The sequence below is a fragment of the Gammaproteobacteria bacterium genome (assembly GCA_040183005.1).
Classification (GTDB): domain Bacteria; phylum Pseudomonadota; class Gammaproteobacteria.
The window spans coordinates 263,228-286,738 of sequence record JAMPIW010000001.1 but is presented as its reverse complement, the minus strand read 5'-3'; the positions used below and the strand labels follow the sequence as shown (position 1 = coordinate 286,738).

The window sequence follows — 23,511 nt, the reverse complement described above, 5'->3', positions numbered from 1 at the left end:
TATCGCCGATCAGAAGTGTCCGGCAATTTCGCAAAGACGGCTATATAACATGATGATGTTGAATAGGAAAGTGTGTGTTTAGGGGTGTCACCGACTTGAACGTGAATTTTTTGGGAAACTGGGGCTTTCCCCCCAGGAGTTTCCGTCATGTATTCAGGCCAGTTGGTGTTCGCACAACTCATGGAGCATTTGCCCCTTCACACATTCCGTCGCTGCGTGCAGCGCTACCCTTCCAAATATCCCACCAAGACTTTTTCGCATCTCGATCAATTTCTCTGCATGGCGTTCGCGCAGCTGACTTACCGCGAAAGCCTGCGCGACATCGAAACCTGTCTGCGCGCCCACCAAGCCAAGCTCTATCACTTGGGCATACGAGGCAACATCGCCAAGAGCACGCTGGCCGATGCCAACGAGCAACGCGACCGTCGCATCTACGCGGATTTCGCGATGAGCTTAATCCAGACCGCCAGAAAGCTTTACGCCAGCGACAGCTTTGCGGTCGAACTGGAACAGACGGTCTACGCACTCGATACCACGACCATCGACCTGTGCTTGAGCGTCTTTCCGTGGGCACGCTTCCGCTCCACCAAAGCTGCCGTCAAGATGCATACGCTGCTCGACCTGCGCGGCAACATTCCAACCTTCATCCACATCAGCGATGGCAAGATGCACGAGGTCAATGTGCTCGATATCCTGATACCCGAAGCCGGCAGCTTTTACATCATGGATCGTGGCTTCACCGACTTCGCTCGCTGGTTCACCCTGCATCAAGCACAGGCGTTCTTTGTCATCCGTGGCAAATCCAATCTGCTCTTTCGTCGCGTCTACTCTCGCACCGTGGACAAGTCCACTGGACTGCGCTGCGACCAGACCATTGCATTGACTGCTCGCAAGGCCAGCAAGGATTACCCGCAGCACCTGCGACGCATCAAGTTCTACGATGCCGAACACGACAGGTTTCTGGTCTTTCTGACCAACAACTTCGACCTGCCTGCGCTGACCATCGCTCAGCTTTATCGTTGCCGCTGGCAGGTCGAGCTATTCTTCAAGTGGATCAAACAGCATCTTCGAATCAAGCGGTTCTATGGCACCACCGAGAATGCAGTCAAGACGCAAATATGGATCGCCATCGCGGTTTACGTCGTGGTCGCCATCGTGAAAAAGCGGCTCAATACCGAGGCTTCGCTTTACACAATCCTACAGATTTTGAGCCTGACTCTTTTCGAGAAAACGCCACTCGATCAATTACTTAAAAATGCGGAGACGCAAATGAGCATGCAGAAAGACAATAACCAATTGAATCTATTCAATTAAATTACCGGACACTTCTGATCGCCGATGATCGGCGTGTAGCCCAGGTTCCACACCGCGATTTCACCGCCCAAGGTCACATCGTCTGTTATCGTCAGCAGATCGAAGCTGGTCAGGCTGGTCAGTTCGAAGTTCAGCACGCCGGTCGAAGTCTGCCTCAGATCGCCGTCAATGGTGAGATGTCCAATGGAGTTGCCAGGGTCGATGTCACCGCTGTTGCTCAGGCCGGACGTCGGGGTCGCCACCGTACCGTTACCGCCGATCACGCCGGTCGCTGTGTTGGCAAAGTTCGTAGCGCTCACCTGGAAGATGGCGCCCGCGTCGACGTTGATTATGCCGGCGTTGGCGAAGTTGCTGGCGATGCTGAGCGTACCGGCATTGACATTGACGGTGCTGGTCGCGCTATTGTTAAAAGCGCCAGCGAGGGTGGTGACGGTGTTGCCCTGCTTGTTGTAGGTGCCGACATTGTTGAAGGCGATGCCGCCGTCGATATAGGTAGCGAAGGCATTGGAGTCGTTCCAGGTGCCGGTGTTATTGATCGTGCCGCCGCTGCCGCTGTTGAGAATACGGTTGTAGTTATTGTTACCGCCCGTGTTGCCGTCCCAGGTGGTGGTACCGGCCGTGTTAATCACCCGGCCACCGCCGATGAACTTGTTGTTGTCACCACTGATGTTGAGATTGCCGTTGAACTGGGTGGTGCCGGTGCCGCCCTGCGTACCAGCCGTCCAGATGGAGCCACCGGATAACGTCAGATTACCGGTGCCCGTCAGCGTGCCGCCACCAAGCGCAAGCCCATTGACCACCGCAGCAAAAGAGAGCGTCGAGGTTCCAGCATTGATGATGGCCAGATCACCCGCGCCGGGCACCCCTGCTGGCGACCACTTGTTGCTGTCACCCCAGTCGCCGGTGCCGCCGAACCAGGTTTGGTTGACGGCCAAGGCCGGGCTGATGCAGCCGATGGCGATCAGCGCGACGGTGAGGGGTTTGAGGATGGCGTTGATGTGGCGCGGTGAGCGGACGGAGATCTGGGCGCTACGGGCATTCTTTTTCATTGCTCTATCTTCCCTGATTGGCTAATGGGTTGGGGTTACATGAACAGGTTCTCGGGGCAGTGAAGTCTGCCCATGGTGCAAGGATAGTTGTAGCGAAACGAGGGGTCGCGCACAGGCGCCCAGAAGCAGACTCCGGCGCGAAGCCGGGAGCTTCCGGAAGGGAAGGCAAGATATTCAGACCCCCAGTGCATGCCCATTTCCTTCTTGTGGGATTATGGCGCAATGATATTTATCATGCACCGTCCGCAAAAAAAGTCAAGACAAAAAGTAACTATTCAGCATCATTGGTCTCCCCCTTTGAAAAAGGGGGATCAAGGGGGATTTTATTCATCCGGCATCCATAACCCCCTGACATTATTGCCATTGTTGGGAGGAAATCCCCCCTGCCCCCCTTTTCAAAGGGGGGAGCTCGATGTCAGGGGTATACTGAATAGTTACAAATTATCAAGGTCCGTGAGATTATCGCTACCTGTCCTTTATCTCCACATAATCCCGCCGTCCCGCCCCGTCATAGACCTGCCGTGGCCGGCCAATGCGCTGATCCGGGTCGGCGATCATTTCCATCCATTGTGCTACCCAGCCCACAGTACGGGCAATGGCGAACATTACGGTGAACATGTTGGTGGGGATGCCGAGTGCTTTATAGATGATCCCCGAATAGAAATCCACGTTCGGATAGAGTTTGCGCTCGATGAAGTAATCATCCTTGAGGGCGACTTCTTCGAGTTTCAGTGCCAGCTCGAACAGCGGATCGTTTTGATTGCCCAGTTTGTTGAGTACCTCGTGGCACATGGCGCGAATGAGGCGGGCGCGCGGGTCATGATTCTTGTATACGCGGTGGCCGAAGCCCATCAGACGGAACGGGTCGTTCTTGTCCTTGGCGCGGGCGATGTATTTGGGAATGTTGTTGCTGTCACCGATCTCCGCCAGCATATGCAGCACCTCTTCGTTGGCCCCGCCATGTGCCGGACCCCACAGCGAGGCGATGCCGGCAGAGATGCAGGCGAACGGATCGGCACTGGAACTGCCCGCCAGACGCACGGTGGAGGTGCTGGCATTCTGTTCATGATCCGCATGCAGGATGAAAATCAGGTCCAGCGCTTTTTCCGCGAGTGGATCGACTTGATAGTCCTCGGCGGGCACCGAAAACATCATGTGCAAAAGATTGCCGCAATAGTTCATGTTGTTGCGCGGATACATGAACGGCTCGCCAATTGAATGCTTGTAACTGGCGGCGGCGATGGTCGGCATCTTGGCGATCAGCCGGTGCGCGGCAATGTCGCGATGGTGTGGATTATGGATGTCCGTCGAGTCGTGATAAAACGCCGACAATGAGCCGACCACGCCGACCATGATCGCCATCGGATGGGCGTCGTGATGAAAGCCGTTGTAAAAAGTCTTCAGGCTTTCATTAAACATGGTGTGGCGGCGGATGATGTTGGTGAACTCGCCGAGTTGCGTCTGGCTCGGCAATTCGCCATAGATCAGCAGATGGGCAACTTCGAGAAAACTGCTTTTTGCCGCAAGCTGTTCGATGGGATAGCCCCGGTAAAGCAGTACACCCTGCTCGCCGTCGATATAGGTTATCGCGCTGTGGCAACTGGCGGTGGCGAGAAAACCGGGGTCGTATGTGACGTATCCCAACTCACGCTGCAACACGCCGATGTCGATGGCGGGAGGTCCGAGCGTGCCGCGCCGGACGGGCAGCTCGACGCTCTTGCCAGTGGCATTATCCGTGATCGTGACAGTGTCTTTCATGGCTGCACCTCCGTTGGTTTGGTCGTGGTGTTCTTTCTATGTTATCGGTTAAATCGTCGCGCTTCTTAGTCCCGGCGTAAAGAGAAATGTAGGACGGGTTGTAACCCGCCGGGCATGCCGTCAGGCATTCGTCCATTCATTCAAGAACAGGTTGAGTGCTTTGCACGCTTGGCGGGTTACAACCCGCCCTACATTTCTATTAAATCCAGCCGCGCTCCGCGCTCGGGGGTATGGACGTGCGCTGCGCCTGCATCGCGCAGCCGCTCCGCCAGCGGGTCCATCGCTTGTGGCTCGCCATGCACCAAGGCGATGGCGGGACGTCCTTCGAAGTGATGGTACCAGTCGATCAGGCCGGCAGCATCAGCATGGGCGGACAGGCCGCCGATAGTGTGTATCTGTGCCGCCACCCGTATTGTCTCGCCTGCCATGCGCAGGTATTGCGCGCCATCCACCAGCGCGCGGCCTGGCGTGCCGCTCGCCTGAAAGCCTACGATCACCACATGGCATCCGCTGCGCCATAGGTTGTGTTTCAGGTGATGGCGGATGCGCCCGCCGTCACACATGCCGCTGCCCGCGATGATGATGGCTCCGGCATTGATGCGGTTGATGGCCATGGACTGGTTGGCGGTACGGCTGATGTGTAGGTTGGGCAGCATCGTGAAGGGATTGCCATGCGCACGCTGCTCTGCGGCGGCTTCTGTGTCATACAGGCCAGTGTGGCGTGCATAAACCTCGGTCGTCTCGATGGCCATCGGGCTGTCCAGAAAGATCAGCCAATCGTCCAGCCCCCATTCGGCATAATGACGGCCGAATTCGTAGAGCAATTCTTGAGTGCGTCCCACAGCGAAGGCGGGGATCAGCACGTTGCCCTGGTTGTGCTTGGCGTGCATGAGCACATCGCGCAGCTCATCCCAGGTTTGTTCCCAGGAACGGTGCAGACGGTCGCCGTAGGTGCTTTCCATCACCACCAGGTCTGCTTCGCGTACCGGTTGGGGGTCTTGCAGGATGGGGGCGTCGCGATGCCCGAGGTCACCGCTGAACACGATCTTGCGGCGCGCACCCTCCATCTCCAGCCACAGCTCCACTATCGCAGAGCCCAGGATGTGGCCAGCATCGGCCAACCGGATGGAAATGCCGGGGAGCAGCGGGATGGTAACGCCATAATCCAGCGCCTTAAAATGACGCAATGTATTCTCCACGTCATCCATGGTATACAAGGGCTCGACCAGCGGCAGGTGCTTGCGCTGGCGTTTGCGATTTTGCCATTCGATGTCTTTTTCGTTGAGATACGCCGCGTCCTTGAGCATGATGCGGCACAGGTCGCGAGTGGCGCGGTGTGTGTAGATGGTGCCGCGGAAGCCATTCTTGACCAGCAGCGGCAACCGCCCGGAGTGATCCAGGTGTGCATGCGTTAACACCACTGCGTCAATTTTTGCCGGATCAAACTCGAACGGCAGTTGGTTGCGCGCCTCGTCCGTCTTTGATCCTTGAATCAGTCCGCAGTCCACCAGAATGCGATGACGTCCTGCGCGGATCAGATAGCATGATCCGGTGACTTCGCGCGCCGCACCAAGAAATTGAATTTCCATGGTCGATTTTTCAACGTTCCCCATTTGTTATCCCCGCTTTTTTAATTTACCCATCCTCGCGCCGATCAGCGTGACAGGTTGGGCTGAACGAATGACAAGTCCAGCATTTCGGTGGCTCAATGTTCTCTGTGCCAGATCAGCGTGCCGTCCTTGTATACTTCCTTGACTCGGTGCAACGGAATCCTGTGCGTGTCGCCGTCTTCGGTTACAAGCTGAAAGGAAAAATGGTCAGCGGGATCAAAGAAGATCTCATGGAATGGCACGATAAGGATCTTGTCCAGCATCCGGTCGTAGTAACCAATCGCAAAATCGCCCTTGCCGAATTCCTCGTCCCAGCGGATTTTGCTAATAAGCTCGTGGATAGGGATCATCGTCTTTCTAGCCTGTTGCTCCGATCCCCGCCCGCACCTGCTCTGCCGAGCGCCGCACTGCCTCCTGCTCTTCCTCGGTCAGCGGCAGTTCCACCACCCTTTCCAGGCCCGCACCGCCAAGGATAGCAGGCACGCCGAAGGCGATGTCGTGCTGGCTATACTCGCCATCCAATATGGCAACGCACGGCAGCACGCGCCGCCGCCGGTGAACCAGCGCATCGACCATGGTGGCGATGGCTGCCGCCGGAGAATCATAGGCGCTGCTGTTCTCTTTCAGGGCTAGAATCTCGGCACCACCCTGACGGGTGTGTTCGGACAAGCGCACAATGGCGTCGGGAGACAGAAAGTGTGTGACAGGAATGCCGTTGATGCAGGTATAACGCGGCAGCGGCACCATCGTGTCGCCATGTCCACCGATCACCAGCGCCGTGATGTCCTTGACAGAGAACCCAGTCTCCAGGGCGATGAAGCTCGCCATGCGCGCGCTGTCAAGCACACCCGACAGGCCGAATACCCGCTGCCGCGCCCAGCCGGTATGACGCCAGGCGTGATACGTGAGCACATCCACCGGATTGCTCACGATCAGTATCATGGCTTGGGGAGCATAGCGCATAACTTGATCGACTATCGTGGTGATGACGGGCAGGTTGGCATCGCGCAGATCGGCGCGCGACATGCCTGGCTTGCGGGGAGCGCCGGCGGTGATGATTACCAGATCTGAACCTGCCATCAGGGCTGGATCGGCCCCACCCGTCACCCGGGTATCAAAACCGAACAGCGGCGCGGATTCCTGGATGTCCAGTGCAATACCCCGCGCCACGCCTTCCTGACGGCCAAGCAACACCAGTTCCCGGCACAGCTCCTCTTTGGCGAGGATCTGTGCGGCTGATTCGCCCACCCGGCCGGGGCCGACGATAGTGATCTTCTCCATATCCCTTTCCCCCACGAAGATGGACCTGCGCAACCTTAATCATGAGGCGGGAACGTGGGATTGTAAAGGCGTGGCTGCAGAGTCTCAGATCCCTTCGGGAGCGCTACCCCTTGCCGCATCCAGTATCCGGCGCAATGCCCCATTCATTATGGCCTGCTCGTCCTTGGAGAGGTGCTGGTTGAAAAGATCCATTATGCAGTCCTGATAGACCGGCCACATCCTTTCTCTCATCGCCAATCCTGCCGGCGTGAGCACGCCATAAGCGCCCCGTTTGTCATCTGTCGCAGATTGCCGCTCCACGAGTCCCGCAGCCCCAAGACGGTCAACTAATCGCGTCAGGTTGCTCCGGGAGAGGACAACCGAATGGGCGAGCTCGTGCATTCGCAAACGGTGCTGAGGCGCGCGCTCAAGCGCCCAAAGTACGTCATACCAGTCGAGGGGCGGCAACTCGGCCGCCTTGAGCGTGGCCTCGATTTTCTCAAGCAGCACGGCATGGGTTGTTAGAAACAGCGCCCATGTAGTGTTTGAAGTTGTTGACTTTGGTTTTCGCATTTTGAGTATCGTACTTCAATAGTAGTTGCAAACTCAATCAATTTACATTATTGCTGCAGTTGCAACTACTTCTATTTCGGGAAGCCTACCGACCCAAAAGGAGATGCCATGAATAAAGCAACACTGCACTTAATAAGTCATAACCTCTGCCCCTATGTGCAACGCGCTGTTATCGTACTCAACGAAAAGGGCGCACCCTTTGAGCGAACTTATATCGACCTCAAAAACAGCCCCGAGTGGTTCAAGAAGATTTCGCCCTTGGGGAAGGTGCCGCTATTGCAAGTCGGCGAGGAGGTGCTCTTCGAGTCCGCCGCCATCTGCGAGTATCTTGATGAGACTCTTGGCGAGCCGCTGCATCCCGGTGACCCCTTGCAGCGAGCCAAGCATCGCGCGTGGATGGAATTTGGCTCCGCGATTCTCGATACCATTTGGGGCTTTTACACTGCCCCGGATGCCAAGGTGCTTGAGATCAAACGCGCAGACCTCCAGGCGAAATTCGAAACCATCGAGCAGCAACTCAAGGAGGAGCCTTACTTTGCCGGTGAGCGCTTCTCGATGGTCGACGTGGTATTCGGCCCGATTTTTCGCTACTTCGACGTGTTCGATACCATTGCTGATTTCGGCGTATTTGATAACACCCCAAAAGCACGGGCGTGGCGTTCCGCTCTTGCCGCTCGATCATCTGTCAAGGAGGCGGTTCTCCCTGACTATTCAGCTCGATTATTGGCTTTTCTGAAGGCGCTAGTGTCTGAGTTGTCCGGGATGATTGCCATGGGCGGGGGTGATGATCTGCTATTTAGCGCTCGCAATAAGCGATAGCCATATTGCGCCGAATGTGACATTGATACTTCCGCAGGTTTTACGCCGGCGTTCTGACTGAGCGAACCGCATTCAGGGCCTGCGCCAGAAACACAGGCGGCGTTTCCCCCGGTGGAAACAATCTTGTCCGGCGAGTGATATAAGTACTGATAATTCGCAAGAGCAAATAGGGCTACTAATTTATGGATAGTTAGTAGCCCTATTTGCTCTTATGCCATATACTAATTTCATAAAAATTAGTATATGGGGCAATCGCTGTGAAAATACCTGAACCACCACCCTCTACTTCTGAAATACTCGATAACCTTACAAAAGAGCAAGGCCATAAAAAGCTGGCGCAAATTCTGACTTCTAATATTGGACTTACCGACAACAAAGGCAGATATCTTCATTGGGAAAAACTAAAACATCTTGCGCCTCCTGAAGGGTTGTCCAGCGAGGAGTACTGGTTTGCTACCAAGCTGGCACGGCAAAAGGCGTTTAAAAAATTATCCATCACAGATAAAAATGGGAGTCCCTTTAATTTTTGCGTCCCGGACACTTTGCAAAGGGAGTTGCATTGGTTGGATCAGAATGCGGCTGGAAGTATTACGATGGATCGGCCTATCACGAACCCTCATACTAGAGACACGTACCTCGTTAGCTCCCTTATCGAGGAATCTATAAGCTCTAGCCAGCTTGAGGGGGCTTCAACGACAAGAAATGTTGCCAAGGAGATGCTAAGGCAGGGGCGGCAGCCTAAAGACCATAGTGAACAGATGATTTTTAACAATCATCAGGCTATGAAGTTTATAAGAGGTTATAAAGACGACGAGCTGACGCCATCCCTAATCAAGCGCCTCCATGAAATTCTCACCCAAAATACTCTTGATGATCCTTCCAAAGCCGGACATTTTAGAGAAAATACGGACGATATCCAGGTCGTGGACGGTAGTGAATCAGTTGTTCTCCATATACCACCGGATGCGGATACTCTTCCTGAGCGCATTGAAAAAATATGCAGGTTTGCTAACGATTCGGAAGAAAAAGAGTTTATTCATCCGGTTATAAAGGCGATAACCTTACATTTTATGATCGGTTACGATCATCCTTTTGTTGACGGTAATGGGAGAACAGCCAGGGCATTGTTTTACTGGGCAATGGCAAAGCAAGGCTACTGGCTGATGGAATTTATTTCTATATCCAGAATCATTAAACAGAACCCTGCCCAATATGGAAAAGCATATTTACATACGGAAACTGACGGTAATGACTTAACCTATTTTCTTATTCATCAAATGGACATAATTAAAAAAGGGGTTACCGCACTACATGAATATCTGGAAATAAAATCACAAGAAATTGAAGAAGCTGAGAAGTTGCTTGATAACTCGCAGGCCAAGGGTCAGTTAAATCATCGGCAATTGTCATTATTGAAGCATGCTCTGGAGCATCCAAATGCTATTTACCGCATACAAGAGCATCAGGCTTCGCATGCAATTAGTTATCAAACCGCTAGAACAGATTTGTTGAAAATGTCTGATCAATTAAGTTTGCTGAGGAAGAGGAAATATGGAAATTCCTTCGTATTTGTCTCCCCACCAGATTTAAAGGCTAGGCTAATAGAAAATAAGCTCTAACAATACCCTTTCTTCTACGAAGACCTGCCCTGAGCACCTGTCCACGATCTCGCTGAAGGGCGCATTGCGGCGATAGGTCCCAGCCCATGGCCAACCTGCCCCCATACAGAACTCATAGGGCTCAATGCCCGCAGGCTTTACGCCCTATGAGCTTGATTTCCGCCATTCAACTAATATCAGGATATTTCTGCCGCGCTACCCCCGATTCCACCGCCGCCCGCGCCACGGCGGCGGGTACGCGGTCGATCAGCCGCAGGTCGAACGGCTTGGGGATGATGTAATCCGGGCCGAATTCCAAGTGGTCCAGTTTGTAGGCGTCGAGCACATCGCGGGGCACCGGTTCGTGGGCCAGTGCCTGCAGGGCATGCACGGCGGCGATTTGCATGGCCTGATTGATGCGGGTGGCGCGCACGTCGAGGGCACCGCGGAAGATGAACGGGAAGCCCAGCACGTTGTTGACCTGGTTGGGGTAATCGCTACGCCCGGTGGCCATGATAAGGTCGCTGCGCACCGCGTGAGCCACGGCAGGGCGGATTTCGGGGTCGGGATTGGACAGGGCGAAGACGATGGGGCGAGGCGCCATGACTTCCAGCATTTCGGGTGTCACCAGGTCGGGGCCGGATACGCCGATCAGCACGTCCGCATCCTGCATGGCGTCGGCCAGGGTGCGTTTATCGGTGTCGATGGCGAACTCGCGCTTGTAGGTGTTGAGGTCGGCGCGGCCGCTGTGTATGACACCCTGGCGGTCAGTAAGGAAAATGTTGTGCTTTTTCGCGCCCAGCGCTACCAGCAGGCGCATTGAGGCGATGCCTGCGGCGCCCGCGCCCAGGCATACGATGCGCGCCTCGCCGATAGATTTGCCTTGCAGCTCCAGGGCGTTGAGCAGACCGGCGGCAACGATGATGGCGGTGCCGTGCTGGTCGTCGTGAAACACCGGTATGTCGAGGCGCTCGATGAGCGCCTCTTCTATTTCGAAGCAATGCGGTGCGGCGATATCTTCCAGATTGATGCCGCCAAACGTTGGCGAGATGTGCGCCACGGTGTCGATGAAGGCCTGGGTGGAACCGGCGGTGACTTCAATATCGAAAACGTCGATGTTAGCGAATTTCTTAAACAGCACCGCCTTACCTTCCATCACGGGTTTTCCCGCCAGCGCGCCAACATCGCCCAGGCCCAGCACCGCCGTGCCATCGGTAATCACCGCCACCAGATTGCCCTTTGCCGTGTAGCGGTAGGCGGCCTCGGGGTCTTTGGCGATCTCGCGCACCGGCTCGGCCACACCGGGTGTATAGGCCAAGGCCAGCTCGCGTTGGGTGTCGCAGGGTTTGGTGATGCTGATACCAAGCTTTCCCGGCGTGGGGTGCTCGTGATAGTCGAGGGCGGCTTGTCTAATGTCTTGGGTCATGGTTAAGGTCCGGGTTGATCAGGTTTTAGTGTGCGCGCCAGAAGGCATAAACCGCCGCTACGCTGTCTGGCAACATATCGCAAAGGTCCGTCATCTCCTCGGGGCTGATAGGTTCGATGGGATCTTCCTCGCTGGAAAAATCGGGTGGCTCGCCCGCCAGCGCGATGATGGGAAACAGCATGTTGCCGAGGTCGCCCTCAAGGTGTTCCATCCATTGTTCTCCGCGCAGGCTCATGCCCATCATAAAACCACGGCACCAGCCCTCGGCGACGAAGTCTGCGTCTCCAATGTCTTCGCTCTGCGGCAGCAGCGGTTGGTATTCTGTTCCGGCCTGGAGGGTGGAGGCGATGCTGTTGTGCATGCGCATCAACAAACCCATGATGTCTTCTGCCTGCCGCGCATCGGCGAAATCCGGGTCGCCTGCGAAAACCAGCGGCATCCATTCGCTGGGTACAATCGCCTCCGGCCCGCAGATCATGGCGGTCATCAAGCCATGGATTTCGTCCGGATACAGGCTTTCCTCGCCACTGGCGTCCGAAGACAGGAAGTCGTCGAGGCGCGTGAGATCCTCGTCGGTAAGTGGTGCGTTCACATTCATGTTCTGGTCCTCTTTGTCTGTTGGATGCCGCAGTACGCAGTGCCCTGCCGATAGCCTGCGCGGGGGATAAAGACGTGCCATTGTTTTTCAGGATACAAGCTTACATCAAAAAGCCCGTATACCCCAATGGGCTTTCGCTGGCCGGATACGCCGGGAAAGGCGATGGATACGTTGTGTTTCCTCTCCCTTTTCCGTGCGCTATAGCCCTTTTGGGGTAACTACTCACCCCCGATTAAGTTGACCTCACCCGCGAGAGCCATTTGAATCGCAATAAGAGGATTATGTCCCTTGTTGGCCATAGTTTGCAGATAGCTTGATATTCGGCAATAAGCCTGAGCATAAATCTCTGAGCGGAAACAGCCAGAGACCTTTTGCTTCACCTTGGACATTCTCAAATCACGCTCGGCCCGGTTATTGGTGAAGGCGACATGAGGGTTTTTGGCGAACAGCAGGACGGATGCCTCATGTTTTTGCAATCGGTCCAGCAGATTGTGTGCATCTGACTTGGCGAGTTTGCCGCGTTTCCCGCTGGGCTTTTGGGGAATAGGTGGAAGCTCTTTTTCGCCACGGGTGAGAATCGTGCGGTAGCGCTTTTGCAACCGCGCCAGCGCTTCATCGGTCAATCTCTTTTCCGTGCTTCTGGAGACGGTGGCGCAGCTCTCCTGTAAAAGGCGTTTCATGTGGCGCGCCCAGGCATAGTCATTGGCGTCAACAATGAACGTCAATTCGCGCAGCAGATGCGAGCCGCACAGGCCGTGAGAGCAGTGATCATAGGACAAGTAGGATGACCAGCAGTCATGAATGATGACGCCATCGTAGCGCGGAATAATATCGATCGACGTGATCGCTGCCGTGCCCCGTTTTCGATGTAAAAACTTGAGGGTGATCTCCCCTGCGGAGTACACGTGTATCCAGTGGTTTTGCTTATCCACCCGCAAGGAGGTCTCATCCACATGCATAGAGGGTGCTTTCAGCAGCTGTGCGGTGGCGTGCTGCTCCCACCGCTCCAAGGCACGATGAAGCCGCAGCACAAAAGCCAGAAGAGTGGCTTCAGAGATCACAACACCGATCATGGAGGTCAGCAGCGTTTGCGCGCGATTGATCGCGACCATCTGAGACACCAGTAAATTGATGACAAAGGCCTTTAAGCCATCGCCGTATTGCAACGGGCCGTGCATATCCGCCGGGAACTTCCCTTTGACCGTCGCATCGCAGACCGGGCACTGCTTGACCTCGGCATCCACATGCTCAACGACTTTCTCAAAAACAATATCGATCTTCGTCCGTCTTTCATGGTGACTACAGGGCGTATTATCCAGATCTTCGCCACATACATCGCAGAGGCGGACTCTAGAAAGAGTCACACTCTCTTTGACGCGCGTGTTTTTCAGCAGGGCGCCGTTTTCGTTTTTCCCCTTACCCTGGCTCCCCGGATGACTCAACGAGGAGTCGTCCTTTTCCGTTTGGGAGGAGGGCTTGCTGGAGTTGCGGCTGTCTTTCTTGGTTATTCTTTCCAGAAAAATGGAGAGCATCAGCTCCATCATCATGAACATGCTATTCATAAGCACCTGAGTTTCGCGAGGCACTTTACCGTCGCAACTGAGCTGCTCAAAATCCGCTTTCAACCGGCTGACTTCGTTTCTGACCGAGGTTTTGTCTAGGCTTGCCATTAATAATGGGGGGCTATACGTTTGGAATAGCCAAAGGATAACATGGCATTTTTCGACCCCCTGATAACGGTCAGATCAGGCTGAAATGGTTTTTTCGACTTGAAATGGCAAGGCGGCTCATTGAAGAGATCAAAGCCCCTGCCAGCGGCAATAGAGAATAGATTTTACACCGAGATAAGGAAGTGGTTTTTTCGATAGAAAAAACCTGTCAAGAGATTTTTAAGTTATTTTTCGTGTGAAGGGAGTGAGTAGTTACCTTTTGGGTTAAGAAGCCTGCTTCATTAGCGTGTGGTACGTTGCCAGGCGGCGTGCGGAAATTTTTCCTGCGGCTACTGCCTGGAGTACGCCGCAGCCAGGTTCATGGATATGTTTACAATCGTTGAATTTACACTGGCCAAGAAATGGGCGGAATTCAATGAAGGCATGATCGAGTTGCGTGGCATTGATATGGTGCAGGCCGAACTCTTGCAGGCCGGGCGAATCGATCAAATGGCTGGTCGCATCCAGATGGAAAAGCGCGGCGTGGGTGGTGGTGTGGCGTCCGAAGTCCAGTGTTGCCGAGAGATCGCCGGTGCGCGCCCGCACATCAGGCAACAGCGCATTGATAATGCTGGATTTTCCCATGCCGGACTGCCCTACTAGTACGCTGGTATGGCCGGCAAGCATAGGACGCAAGGGAGCTACATTTTGTTTTGCACACAACGTCAATAGTGGATAGCCCAAATCACGATAGAGTTGCAGAATGCTCAAGGCATGTTGCGTTTCATTCACCATATCGCTTTTATTGAGCACGATGAGCGCTTTGATGCCCGCCACTTCGGCGGCCACCAGATAACGGTTGAGTAATTCCTCGTGAAAATTCGGCACCGCCGCGACCACGATAATGATTTGTGTGACATTGGCGGCAATGATTTTTTCGCGGAAGGCATCGGAGCGATACAGCAGAGAGGTGCGTGGCTCAACGGACTCGATGACGCCATGGTTCGATTCGGTGAGCTTGATCTGCACGCGATCACCGCACGCCACGCCGGTTTTTTTGCCGCGCGTAACGCACTCGATGATCCTGCCATCGGCCAACTCTACAATAAGTTGTCGGCCAAAGCTGGCGGTAACTTGGCCTGGCAATAGCGAGGTCAAGGCGTTAATGGGAAGGTATCTCTGGGCATAGGTAATCGATCACTGCAATTTGTCGCTTTGTGGAGGTGTCCATATTACGCTGAATTACGCTGACCCTAATACCGGCATTGTAGAGGTAACAGTGGGCAGCGTCATCTATAGAGTTACCGGTGCTGTAGCTATGGCATAATTAGCAGTATTCAACTCCAAACGGGATTCCCCTCGTGAACCAGATTACCCTCACCCGCCCCGATGACTGGCATTTGCATCTGCGTGATGGCGTGGCGCTGACCACCACCGTCGCGCATACGGCACGCTGCTTTGCTCGCGCCATCATCATGCCCAATCTCAAACCCCCGGTTACTACGACGGATGCGGCGCTGGCCTACCGGGCACGCATTCTCGCGGCAGTGCCGGAGGGAATGAGTTTTGATCCGCTGATGACCTTGTACCTCACCGACAATACTCCACCCCAGGAGATTGCCCGCGCCAGGAACAGCGGCCATGTTGCGGCGGTGAAACTCTACCCGGCGGGGGCGACGACGCATTCCGATGCGGGCGTGACGGCGCTGGAAAAGACGTATCCCGCGCTGGAGGCGATGCAGGAGCATGGATTGCCGCTCCTGATTCATGGCGAGGTTACCGATAATGATATCGACATCTTCGACCGCGAGCGGGTATTCATCGAGCGCCATTTGATCCCGCTTGCCGCGCGTTTCCCCGGCCTGCGCATCGTGCTGGAACACATCACCACCAAAGATGCCGCCGATTACGTGGCTGGGGCATCGGATAACATCGCAGCCACCATCACCGCTCATCATTTGCTGCTCAATCGCAACGCCATGCTGGCGGGCGGCATCCGCCCCCATTACTACTGTCTGCCGATACTCAAGCGCGAGACGCATCGTCAGGCATTAGTAGCGGCGGCGGCCAGTGGCAGCCCGAAGTTTTTCCTCGGCACCGACAGTGCGCCGCACGCCAGGCACACCAAGGAGGCTGCCTGCGGCTGCGCGGGCATTTACACCGCCCATGCCGCGATTGAGTTGTATGCCGAGGCCTTTGAACAGGCGGGCGCGCTGGACAAGCTGGAAGCCTTCGCCAGCTTTCACGGCCCGGATTTTTACCGTCTGCCGCGCAACAGTGGGCACATCACTCTGCGGCGGCACACATGGCGCGTGCCGGAGTCATTCGGCTTGGGCGAGGATGCGCTGATACCCTTCCGTGCCGGTGAAACTGTCGCCTGGGGCGTTACCGATGAATGATCCCGTGAGTAATTCGGCCAAGTCTCCCATGGCCTCCCGCTTCCGCGGTTTTCTGCCGGTGGTGGTGGACGTAGAGACGGCGGGTTTCAACGCACAGACCGATGCGCTGCTGGAGATCGCTGCGGTCACGCTGCGCATAGACGATGAGGGCGTCATATGCCCGCACGAGACTCACGCCTGCCACGTGGAGCCGTTTGCGGGCGCGAACCTGGAGCCATCGGCGCTGGCCTTCAACGGCATCGACCCCTATCACCCGTTCCGGCTCGCTAAACCTGAGGCCGAGGCGCTGCATATCATTTTTAATGCCGTGCGCAAGGCGATTAAAGAAAGCGGGTGTACCCGCGCTATTTTGGTTGGGCACAACCCCTTCTTTGATCTCGGCTTTCTCAATGCCACTGTGGCGCGTGCCAAAATCAAGCGCAATCCCTTTCATCCTTTCAGCACATTCGATACCGCCACGCTGGGCGGCCTGGCTTACGGCCAAACCGTGCTGGCGCGTGCGGTACATGCGGCAGGGTTGGAGTGGGACAGCCGCGAGGCACATTCGGCCATTTACGACGCCCAAAAAACCGCCGAGCTGTTCTGTGCAGTGGTCAACCGCTGGGGGATGCTGCAACGATCCGAAGTTATTAAAGTGATGGACGCAGGTTAAAAACCCGCGTACTCTTGGGGGTTTGCAGCGTATTGGTGTTTTGCGGGATTTTTCAAAAGGCTGCTGACCCGCCGGCGCACAAACCCCATGATCAGAAATGACTTATCGATAGTCCTGGTTGATGACATGCCTCTTTTTTGCGAGGCGGCATGTGTGCTGCTTGAAAGTATCGGCTATCTGGATGTTCGCAGCGCATATAGTGCCAAGCAAGCCTTGGTGTTGTTGGCTGAGCGTCCAGCGGATGTGGTGATCACCGACTGGAATATGCCGGAGATGGATGGGCTGGAGCTTACGCGCCATGTCCGCCAGGTGGACGAGGACATCAATCACTACACCTCGATAATCATGGTTACGGCTAACGAAAACCTGGAAAGTATGTTGCTGGCCTTTCAGCATGGTATCGACGATTACATGACCAAGCCCCTGCGTAAACAGGAGCTGGCCGCCCGTCTTCATGCCGCAGGGCGCATTGCCGACCTGCAGAACCGATTGATCGAAACCGCCCAGAGCCTGGATGCTCACAACAAAGAATTGCAGGAGCTGGCGACGACCGATCCACTTACCGGCCTTGGTAACCGTCGCTACCTGCAAACCCATCTGGATGCCATCCTCGCGGAAACCATGGCGCGCGGCGGTGTCACCTGCCTCGCCCTGATTGACCTCGACCATTTTAAAGTAATCAATGACACCCATGGGCATGGTGTCGGCGATGAAGTGTTGCTGGCGTTTGCCAAGCGTCTGCATCGCGCGGCACGACCGACTGATATAGTCGCACGGATGGGCGGGGAGGAGTTTGCTGTTATCATGCACTACCCGAAGATGAACCGATGCAATGTCGAAGCATTTGAACGTATTCTGCATGACATAAGCCAATACCCCATCAAAACCACTGTGGGCGACATTTTTCTTACCGCTTCGCTTGGGATATGTGATTATGTTGGTGGTGAAGGGTTGCCGACACCCGACGCGCTGATAAACTGTGCCGATATCAAACTGTATCAGGCCAAGGCGCAGGGGCGGAATCGAGTGGTGTTCTGACGCATTGCCACCTTTACGGTGGTCACGGTGGAATACCCCTCTGATCTTTTCCAGTCCCACCCTATTTTCTTGAATTATTGCCATGAAAAAATCCAATTTTTTTGCCACCGCCCCCAAAGGTATGGAACCGCTGCTGGCCGATGAATTACGCGCACTAGGTGTTTCCAGTGTGGCCGAGACCCGTGCCGGCGTGGCGTTTGAGGCATCACTGGAGCAAGCCTACCGGGTATGCCTCTGGTCGCGCATCGCCAACCGGGTGTTGTTGCCGCTGGCGACCTTTTCCGCACCCTCGCCGGAGGCTCTCTATGCAGGCGTGCGCTCAATCCGCTGGGACGAACATTTGTCCGCAGAGGGTACGCTGACGGTGGATTTCAGCGCATTACAGTCGCAGATTACGCACACCCATTTTGGTGCGCTAAAGGTAAAAGACGCCATCGTCGACCAGTTTCGCGATGCAACTGGGATACGCCCGTCAGTGGCGCGGGAGCGACCCGATGTGCGCATCAACGTCTATCTGCGCCGCGACGTGGCCACCGTCAGTCTCGATCTATCGGGTGAAAGCCTGCACAGACGCGGCTATCGCCAGGAGGGTGTGGAGGCGCCGCTCAAAGAGAATCTCGCTGCCGCGATTCTGCTGCGTGCTGGCTGGCCGGAAATCGCTCGTGCGGGCGGGGCGTTGCTTGATCCGATGTGCGGTTCCGGCACGCTTCCTATCGAAGCCGCCATGATCGCCGCCGATATTGCCCCCGGGTTGCTGCGGCCGTATTACGGTTTTCTGCGCTGGAAGGGGCATGATGCTGGTGCCTGGGCCAGTTTGATTGCAGAAGCGCAGGCGCGCCGGGCGCAGGGGGTAAAACACCTGCCGCCGATCTCCGGCTATGACGCCGATCCGGGCGCGGTGCGGATTGCGCTGGTCAATGTGGAGCATGCAGGCTTGCAAGGCAAGGTGCATATTGAGCGGCGTGAACTCGCCAACATGGATGCTCCGCGCTCACATCAACCCGGCCTGGTGGTCGTCAACCCGCCTTACGGCGAGCGTTTGGGGCAGGTAGACGAGCTGCGACATCTCTACAAGGCTCTGGGCGATAAGCTCAAGGCGCACTGCGAGGGCTGGAAGGCGGTGGTGCTTACCGGCAATCCCGATCTGGGCAAGCACATGGGGCTGCGGGCGCGGCGCATCCACACCCTCTATAACGGTGCCATCGAATGCAAACTGCTGAGCTTTGATGTTATCCCCGAATGGTATATGGGCTACTACGCCAAGAGCGTTGAAGCTGCCGCCACTGGGTCGCCCGTTGCGTCCTCTCCAGAACCACACTCTGAGCCGCTCAACACTGGCGCGGAAATGTTCGCCAACCGCCTGCGCAAGAACCTGAAAAACATCGGGCGCTGGGCGCAGCGCGAGGGCGTGCATTGCTACCGCCTGTACGATGCCGATCTGCCTGAATATGCGCTGGCGGTCGATATCTACGAGCAATGGGTGCATGTGCAGGAATACGAAGCCCCCAAGACGGTGGACCCGGCGAAAGCCGCCACACGCCTAAGTGTAGCCCTGGCGGTAATGCCGGACGTATTGGGCGTCCCCGCCGCAAACATTTTTCTCAAGGTGCGCCGCCAGCAGAAAGGCAAGTCGCAATATGTGAAACAGGATGCGGCAGGCAATTTTTATGAGGTGCATGAGGGCAACTGTAAATTCCTGGTGAACTTCACGGACTACCTCGACACCGGCCTGTTTCTCGACCATCGCCCGACACGCGCCCTGATCCATACCTTGGCGAAGGGTAAGCGCTTCCTCAATCTGTTTGGCTACACTGGCACAGCGACGGTGCATGCCGCCGTGGGTGGCGCAAACGCCACTGTCACGGTCGATATGTCCAACACCTATCTTGCTTGGGCGCGGCGCAATCTTGCGCTCAACGGCTTCAGCGATCTCAGGCACGAATTCATTTCGGCGGACTGCCTGGAGTGGATGGAAAACGAGAAGCAGCGCTATGGCCTCATCTTCCTCGATCCGCCGACCTTTTCAAACTCCAAGCGCATGGACAACACGCTGGATGTGCAGCGGGATCATGTGATGTTGATCAAGGCTGCCGTCAGGCTGCTTGAGCGCGATGGCGTGCTGCTGTTTTCCAACAACTATCAGCGCTTCAAAATGGATCGTGAGGCGCTCCCCGGCCTACAGATAGAAGACATCTCGCGCGCCACCCTGCCCAAGGATTATGAGCGCAATCCGCGCATTCATAACTGCTGGAAGATTACGCTGGCGTAGTCAGGGCGGGGCCAGCGGTGATCTGAAACACAGCCCTTTCGCCCTCATTTCGAGCACTTATGGTGCCGGATCATGCAAACGGGGATACAATAGCAATATTATCGGCACATCCTCGTGAATCAGGGTGTCCTCAAGTGGCTCACGTTGTACGGTTTTTGTTATCCAGGATAATTAATGCAATCTGAAGAATTGAAGCAGTTCGCGGTTGCCGCGCTCGAAGATATGAAGGCGGTTGATATCAAGGTGTTCGATGTGCGCGGCATCACCGGCATCACGGACTTTATGGTGATTGCCAGCGGCACGTCCAGCCGACATGTCAAATCGGTGGCCGATCATGTGAGTATGGAGGCCAAAAAAGTGGGGGTACGACCGCTAGGCGTGGAAGGCGGGCGTGAAGGCGAGTGGGTGCTGGTTGATCTGGCGGATGTAGTGGTGCATGTCATGCTGCCACAGGCGCGCGACTTTTACCAGTTGGAGAAGCTGTGGGATGTTGGGGCGCGCAAGCAGGATTCCATGACTGGTAGTTGAGTCGGCAATGGCCAGGCAGGGGGTCGTCATGCCCGCCCGGCGTTATTCCACTTTCAAGTCAATAGTGGAATCGTAGGGTGCGTGAGACGCACCCTACCTGATTATTGGCGCTTTGAAATAGAATTCGAGATCTCCCTGGAGAATTTATCCCTGGTTCTGCCCGTCTTTGAGTAACTGGTCGTTCGGGGATATATGCAGCTCGACACGGCGGTTTTGCGCGCGGCCATCGGCGGCATCATTGGAGGCCACCGGATTGTCCGGGCCGAACCCCATCACTGTCATGCGGCTGGCTTTTACACCCTGATCTATCAGATAGGCGCGCACGGCATTGGCCCGGCGCTCTGAAAGCTGCTGGTTATGGCTCATTGTGCCGACATTATCGGTATAACCCGCCACCGTAATTTCAGTTTTCTCATATTTTTTCAAAATGTCAGCCATTTTTTGCAGGCTGGCTTTCGATTCTGGCTTAAGGGCCGACTGGTTAAAATCGAAAAGAATCTTGTCCTTCATAGTGGCCACGATGCCATCATCGACACGCTTTACCTCTGCAACCTGCTCCAATTCCTGCGCCTGCTTGTCCATATAATTGCCGATAATGCCACCGCCCGCCGCGCCGACCACGCCGCCGATCAACGCGCCTTTGCCGGCGTTGGCTTTCTTGCTGCCGATCAGACCGCCGACGATAGCGCCACCCAGTCCACCGATCAGCGCGCCTTTTTTGGTGTGTGACATCGGCTCAGATCCGGATGAGGTTTGCGAGCCTGGCGTTGTCGCGCATCCGACCTGCCCAAGAGCAAGTCCGGCGATGATGGTCAAGGCAAGGCCTGTTTTCCAGCGGATAGTCATGAGCTGCATCTCCATTCCAAGTAAAGTTAAGGGGGTATATTTTAGGGCTGTTTAGTGCATAAAGTGTATTATATCACGCAAGGCTGTTAGAGCAGTGCGCCCCGAATTTCATGATGTAACAGCCGCCTTCTGGATAGCTTGAATGCGTATTTACTTGATTGCAGTAGGTGACCGTATGCCAGGGTGGGTGCAAGAGGGGTATCAGGAATACGCCAAGCGCATGCCGCCGGAGTGCGGATTGCATCTGATTGAAATAATCCCCGGCAAGCGTGGCAAGGGTGCCGATGTGGAACGGACTGTGCATGACGAGGGTGAGCGTATGCTGGCAGCGATACCCCGTGGTTGCCGGGTGCTTGCGCTCGATGTGCCGGGACGCCAGTGGAGTACCGAGGATCTGTCACAGAAGTTGGCGGGCTGGATGCAGGGCGGTTGTGATGTCGCGCTGCTTGTAGGTGGCCCCGAGGGTCTGTCTGCCGCGTGCCGGCAGCGTGCCGAGGGATTATGGTCTCTGTCACTGCTGACATTGCCGCACCCCGTAGTGCGCATCGTAATTGCCGAACAGCTGTATCGGGCGTGGAGTATTCTAAAAAATCATCCTTACCACCGGAAGTAATTTTTGATTTCTTGACGTCAGTTTAATGACGAATATAGTCAAAAACGTGGCGTGTTGAAGTGTTGTCGCAAGGACTCTTGTGGAAGAATGCAACGATGTGGAAATGGCTGACAAATAAAATCGGTTATTTGGTGCGTGTCGCAGGATTGTTGTTGTGCGTCTTGTCCGGCATCGCGGATGCGGAAGAAACCCAGCCATGGGTTATGGTGGATAGCCGCCAGCAAACACTGACCGTCTTCGCGGGGCAAAATAAGGTGCTTAAGCATTTCCCTTATGTGGCGCTGGGGCGGGGTGGCGTGGCGGGTGATCGTCATCGAGGTGATCGCACCACCCCTTTGGGCACATTTCATGTGGCATGGATTAATCCGAACAGCCGCTTTGGTATATTCTTCGGCCTTGACTTCCCTACTGTGGAGAACGCGGATCGCGCCTATCGCGACAATCTTATTGATCGTGATACCTACCTCAATATTATCGACGCCGTTATCGAGCGCCGTGTTCCTCCACAAGATACGCCGCTGGGCGGACAAATCGGTATTCATGGCCTGGGCGGCAGAGATCCGCGCTTGCACCGCGGCTTCAATTGGACCGATGGCTGTATTGCGTTAACCGACGCGCAGATCAGATCGCTTGCTAGTTTAGTGCGAATCGGCACCAAGGTGTTGATCATCTAATACGAGCTCCATCCGGAAAACTCATTCCCGCCAAACCTTACCCCAAGTCTACAGCCTGCTAGCGTCGTCGCCAAAGCCCGACGCGGTTTTTGAGCATGACGTCTGGTAAAATCCGAGCGAGTAGATTACTCTGAAAAAGGTCTTCTAAAGGGCCATTCAACAAGCACTTTTTGTATAAAATGTAAGGAGACATTATGAATAAACTACTGAAGCTGTCCCCCATCGTGCTGTCCCTTGGGTTGGTTGCCTGCGCAACGAGCGGCGACTTGGACAAGATCCGCGCCACAGCCGAGCAGGCACAGGAGACTGCAGGTGCCGCTCAAGCCAAAGCGGATCAAGCGTTAAGCAAAACGGCTACGGCGCAATCCACCGCAGACCAGGCGCTGAGCAAGGCGACCAGTGCCGCTTCGACCGCAGATCAGGCAATGAGCAAGGCTAATGCTGCTCAATCAACTGCCGATCAGGTCATGGGCAAGGCCGATGAAGCCAACCGGAAAGCTGATCAAACCAATGAAAAGCTTGATCGGATGTTTAGAAAGTCGATGGAAAAATAAGCGGCGATTTATAAGCTGCAAGAGAAGCCCCGCATGCTTTGCGCTACGGGGCTTTCAACTTCAGGGGCGAAGAGTAACTCTCCCGCGCATTCTGCATCTGCTGTATTCGCAAAACCCTACGTTTCACTTTGCCCTTGCAAATTGATGTGTGTGCTGGCAGACTCAGCGCATGTTCACACACCCCCATTCAATGATAATTCCTGCGGCGCGCTGCCTGTCCAAGCTACGTGCATGGCATGGGCTTGCGTGCTGGGGGGATGTGACGCGCTGATTATTTGATATTA

At 55.4% G+C, this 23,511-nt stretch carries 22 protein-coding genes; 11 read left to right on the top strand and 11 right to left on the bottom strand.

What is annotated here, in order from left to right; genetic code table 11:
* Positions 1-147: 147 nt before the first annotated feature.
* Complete coding sequence (locus M3A44_01370) at positions 148-1,314, top strand: IS4 family transposase (GenBank protein ID MEQ6340320.1); 1,167 nt, start codon at positions 148-150, stop codon at positions 1,312-1,314.
* Here the strand turns inward: M3A44_01370 and M3A44_01365 are convergent.
* The 6 genes from M3A44_01365 to M3A44_01340 all read right to left on the bottom strand — a co-directional run bounded on the left by M3A44_01365 (position 1,311) and on the right by M3A44_01340 (position 7,564).
* Positions 1,311-2,363, bottom strand: a complete 1,053-nt coding sequence (locus tag M3A44_01365) for a hypothetical protein (GenBank protein MEQ6340319.1) — start codon at positions 2,361-2,363, stop codon at positions 1,311-1,313. The two genes, M3A44_01370 and M3A44_01365, sit on opposite strands and share 4 nt — an antisense overlap.
* Before the next feature lie 465 nt (positions 2,364-2,828).
* Entirely contained in the window at positions 2,829-4,121 is a 1,293-nt protein-coding gene (locus tag M3A44_01360; protein ID MEQ6340318.1) for a citrate synthase, read from the bottom strand.
* Positions 4,122-4,309: 188 nt separating this feature from the next.
* Positions 4,310-5,734 (bottom strand): MBL fold metallo-hydrolase, encoded by a 1,425-nt coding sequence (locus M3A44_01355; GenBank protein ID MEQ6340317.1) that lies wholly within the window; start codon positions 5,732-5,734, stop codon positions 4,310-4,312.
* 92 nt (positions 5,735-5,826) lie between these two features.
* The gene (locus M3A44_01350) at positions 5,827-6,081 is read right to left on the bottom strand and encodes a DUF504 domain-containing protein (GenBank protein MEQ6340316.1); all 255 of its coding nucleotides are present in this window, start codon (positions 6,079-6,081) and stop codon (positions 5,827-5,829) included.
* 7 nt (positions 6,082-6,088) lie between these two features.
* Positions 6,089-7,012, bottom strand: coding sequence for a malate dehydrogenase (gene mdh / locus M3A44_01345; protein MEQ6340315.1), 924 nt, complete (start codon positions 7,010-7,012; stop codon positions 6,089-6,091).
* Between the two features lie 84 nt (positions 7,013-7,096).
* A complete protein-coding gene (locus M3A44_01340; GenBank protein ID MEQ6340314.1) occupies positions 7,097-7,564 on the bottom strand; it encodes a MarR family transcriptional regulator in 468 nt (155 codons plus the stop codon).
* A gap of 108 nt (positions 7,565-7,672) precedes the next feature.
* On the opposite strand from M3A44_01340, the gene M3A44_01335 reads away from it, so the two are divergent.
* Both M3A44_01335 and M3A44_01330 read left to right on the top strand, forming a co-directional pair.
* On the top strand, positions 7,673-8,383 hold the full coding sequence (locus M3A44_01335; GenBank protein ID MEQ6340313.1) for a glutathione S-transferase family protein: 711 nt from the start codon (positions 7,673-7,675) through the stop codon (positions 8,381-8,383).
* Positions 8,384-8,640: 257 nt separating this feature from the next.
* A complete protein-coding gene (locus M3A44_01330; protein MEQ6340312.1) occupies positions 8,641-10,002 on the top strand; it encodes a Fic family protein in 1,362 nt (453 codons plus the stop codon).
* Between the two features lie 166 nt (positions 10,003-10,168).
* Here the strand turns inward: M3A44_01330 and M3A44_01325 are convergent, their stop codons facing one another.
* From M3A44_01325 to rsgA, 4 genes are all read right to left on the bottom strand, one after another.
* Positions 10,169-11,407, bottom strand: a complete 1,239-nt coding sequence (locus M3A44_01325) for a malate dehydrogenase (protein ID MEQ6340311.1) — start codon at positions 11,405-11,407, stop codon at positions 10,169-10,171.
* 25 nt (positions 11,408-11,432) lie between these two features.
* On the bottom strand, positions 11,433-12,005 hold the full coding sequence (locus M3A44_01320; protein MEQ6340310.1) for a YecA family protein: 573 nt from the start codon (positions 12,003-12,005) through the stop codon (positions 11,433-11,435).
* A gap of 218 nt (positions 12,006-12,223) precedes the next feature.
* Positions 12,224-13,675 carry an IS66 family transposase gene (locus tag M3A44_01315; protein ID MEQ6340309.1) on the bottom strand — a complete coding sequence of 484 codons (1,452 nt, stop codon included), beginning with the start codon at positions 13,673-13,675 and terminating at the stop codon, positions 12,224-12,226.
* A 264-nt stretch (positions 13,676-13,939) separates the two neighbouring features.
* Complete coding sequence (rsgA, locus tag M3A44_01310; GenBank protein MEQ6340308.1) at positions 13,940-14,800, bottom strand: ribosome small subunit-dependent GTPase A; 861 nt, start codon at positions 14,798-14,800, stop codon at positions 13,940-13,942.
* Positions 14,801-15,015: 215 nt separating this feature from the next.
* On the opposite strand from rsgA, the gene pyrC reads away from it, so the two are divergent.
* From pyrC to rsfS, 5 genes are all read left to right on the top strand, one after another.
* Positions 15,016-16,053, top strand: coding sequence for a dihydroorotase (pyrC, locus tag M3A44_01305; protein ID MEQ6340307.1), 1,038 nt, complete (start codon positions 15,016-15,018; stop codon positions 16,051-16,053).
* Complete coding sequence (gene rnt / locus M3A44_01300; protein MEQ6340306.1) at positions 16,046-16,705, top strand: ribonuclease T; 660 nt, start codon at positions 16,046-16,048, stop codon at positions 16,703-16,705. The genes pyrC and rnt overlap by 8 nt, the downstream gene beginning before the upstream one ends.
* Before the next feature lie 87 nt (positions 16,706-16,792).
* The gene (locus M3A44_01295) at positions 16,793-17,743 is read left to right on the top strand and encodes a diguanylate cyclase (GenBank protein MEQ6340305.1); all 951 of its coding nucleotides are present in this window, start codon (positions 16,793-16,795) and stop codon (positions 17,741-17,743) included.
* An 82-nt stretch (positions 17,744-17,825) separates the two neighbouring features.
* Positions 17,826-20,012, top strand: coding sequence for a bifunctional 23S rRNA (guanine(2069)-N(7))-methyltransferase RlmK/23S rRNA (guanine(2445)-N(2))-methyltransferase RlmL (gene rlmKL, locus M3A44_01290; protein ID MEQ6340304.1), 2,187 nt, complete (start codon positions 17,826-17,828; stop codon positions 20,010-20,012).
* 174 nt (positions 20,013-20,186) lie between these two features.
* Complete coding sequence (gene rsfS / locus M3A44_01285) at positions 20,187-20,540, top strand: ribosome silencing factor (protein ID MEQ6340303.1); 354 nt, start codon at positions 20,187-20,189, stop codon at positions 20,538-20,540.
* A gap of 144 nt (positions 20,541-20,684) precedes the next feature.
* Here the strand turns inward: rsfS and M3A44_01280 are convergent, their stop codons facing one another.
* Positions 20,685-21,386, bottom strand: coding sequence for an OmpA family protein (locus tag M3A44_01280; protein ID MEQ6340302.1), 702 nt, complete (start codon positions 21,384-21,386; stop codon positions 20,685-20,687).
* 142 nt (positions 21,387-21,528) lie between these two features.
* On the opposite strand from M3A44_01280, the gene rlmH reads away from it, so the two are divergent.
* The 3 genes from rlmH (at position 21,529) to M3A44_01265 (ending at position 23,227) form a co-directional block, all read left to right on the top strand.
* The gene (rlmH, locus tag M3A44_01275) at positions 21,529-21,999 is read left to right on the top strand and encodes a 23S rRNA (pseudouridine(1915)-N(3))-methyltransferase RlmH (protein MEQ6340301.1); all 471 of its coding nucleotides are present in this window, start codon (positions 21,529-21,531) and stop codon (positions 21,997-21,999) included.
* A 95-nt stretch (positions 22,000-22,094) separates the two neighbouring features.
* On the top strand, positions 22,095-22,673 hold the full coding sequence (locus M3A44_01270) for a L,D-transpeptidase (protein MEQ6340300.1): 579 nt from the start codon (positions 22,095-22,097) through the stop codon (positions 22,671-22,673).
* 194 nt (positions 22,674-22,867) lie between these two features.
* Positions 22,868-23,227, top strand: coding sequence for an Lpp/OprI family alanine-zipper lipoprotein (locus M3A44_01265; protein MEQ6340299.1), 360 nt, complete (start codon positions 22,868-22,870; stop codon positions 23,225-23,227).
* Positions 23,228-23,511: the final 284 nt, after the last annotated feature.

Bases quoted from the DNA above. Each gene is read 5' to 3' on its own strand.
- mdh (MEQ6340315.1), bottom strand. From the start codon at position 7,012: ATGGAGAAGATCACTATCGTCGGCCCCGGCCGGGTGGGCGAATCAGCC.
- M3A44_01340 (MEQ6340314.1), bottom strand. From the start codon at position 7,564: ATGCGAAAACCAAAGTCAACAACTTCAAACACTACATGGGCGCTGTTT.
- M3A44_01280 (MEQ6340302.1), bottom strand. From the start codon at position 21,386: ATGACTATCCGCTGGAAAACAGGCCTTGCCTTGACCATCATCGCCGGA.
- rnt (MEQ6340306.1), top strand. From the start codon at position 16,046: ATGAATGATCCCGTGAGTAATTCGGCCAAGTCTCCCATGGCCTCCCGC.
- M3A44_01320 (MEQ6340310.1), bottom strand. From the start codon at position 12,005: ATGAATGTGAACGCACCACTTACCGACGAGGATCTCACGCGCCTCGAC.
- rsfS (MEQ6340303.1), top strand. From the start codon at position 20,187: ATGCAATCTGAAGAATTGAAGCAGTTCGCGGTTGCCGCGCTCGAAGAT.
- M3A44_01350 (MEQ6340316.1), bottom strand. From the start codon at position 6,081: ATGATCCCTATCCACGAGCTTATTAGCAAAATCCGCTGGGACGAGGAA.
- M3A44_01335 (MEQ6340313.1), top strand. From the start codon at position 7,673: ATGAATAAAGCAACACTGCACTTAATAAGTCATAACCTCTGCCCCTAT.
- M3A44_01315 (MEQ6340309.1), bottom strand. From the start codon at position 13,675: ATGGCAAGCCTAGACAAAACCTCGGTCAGAAACGAAGTCAGCCGGTTG.
- rlmKL (MEQ6340304.1), top strand. From the start codon at position 17,826: ATGAAAAAATCCAATTTTTTTGCCACCGCCCCCAAAGGTATGGAACCG.
- M3A44_01365 (MEQ6340319.1), bottom strand. From the start codon at position 2,363: ATGAAAAAGAATGCCCGTAGCGCCCAGATCTCCGTCCGCTCACCGCGC.
- M3A44_01370 (MEQ6340320.1), top strand. From the start codon at position 148: ATGTATTCAGGCCAGTTGGTGTTCGCACAACTCATGGAGCATTTGCCC.
- M3A44_01355 (MEQ6340317.1), bottom strand. From the start codon at position 5,734: ATGGGGAACGTTGAAAAATCGACCATGGAAATTCAATTTCTTGGTGCG.
- M3A44_01360 (MEQ6340318.1), bottom strand. From the start codon at position 4,121: ATGAAAGACACTGTCACGATCACGGATAATGCCACTGGCAAGAGCGTC.
- M3A44_01295 (MEQ6340305.1), top strand. From the start codon at position 16,793: ATGATCAGAAATGACTTATCGATAGTCCTGGTTGATGACATGCCTCTT.
- rlmH (MEQ6340301.1), top strand. From the start codon at position 21,529: ATGCGTATTTACTTGATTGCAGTAGGTGACCGTATGCCAGGGTGGGTG.
- M3A44_01265 (MEQ6340299.1), top strand. From the start codon at position 22,868: ATGAATAAACTACTGAAGCTGTCCCCCATCGTGCTGTCCCTTGGGTTG.
- M3A44_01270 (MEQ6340300.1), top strand. From the start codon at position 22,095: ATGTGGAAATGGCTGACAAATAAAATCGGTTATTTGGTGCGTGTCGCA.
- M3A44_01325 (MEQ6340311.1), bottom strand. From the start codon at position 11,407: ATGACCCAAGACATTAGACAAGCCGCCCTCGACTATCACGAGCACCCC.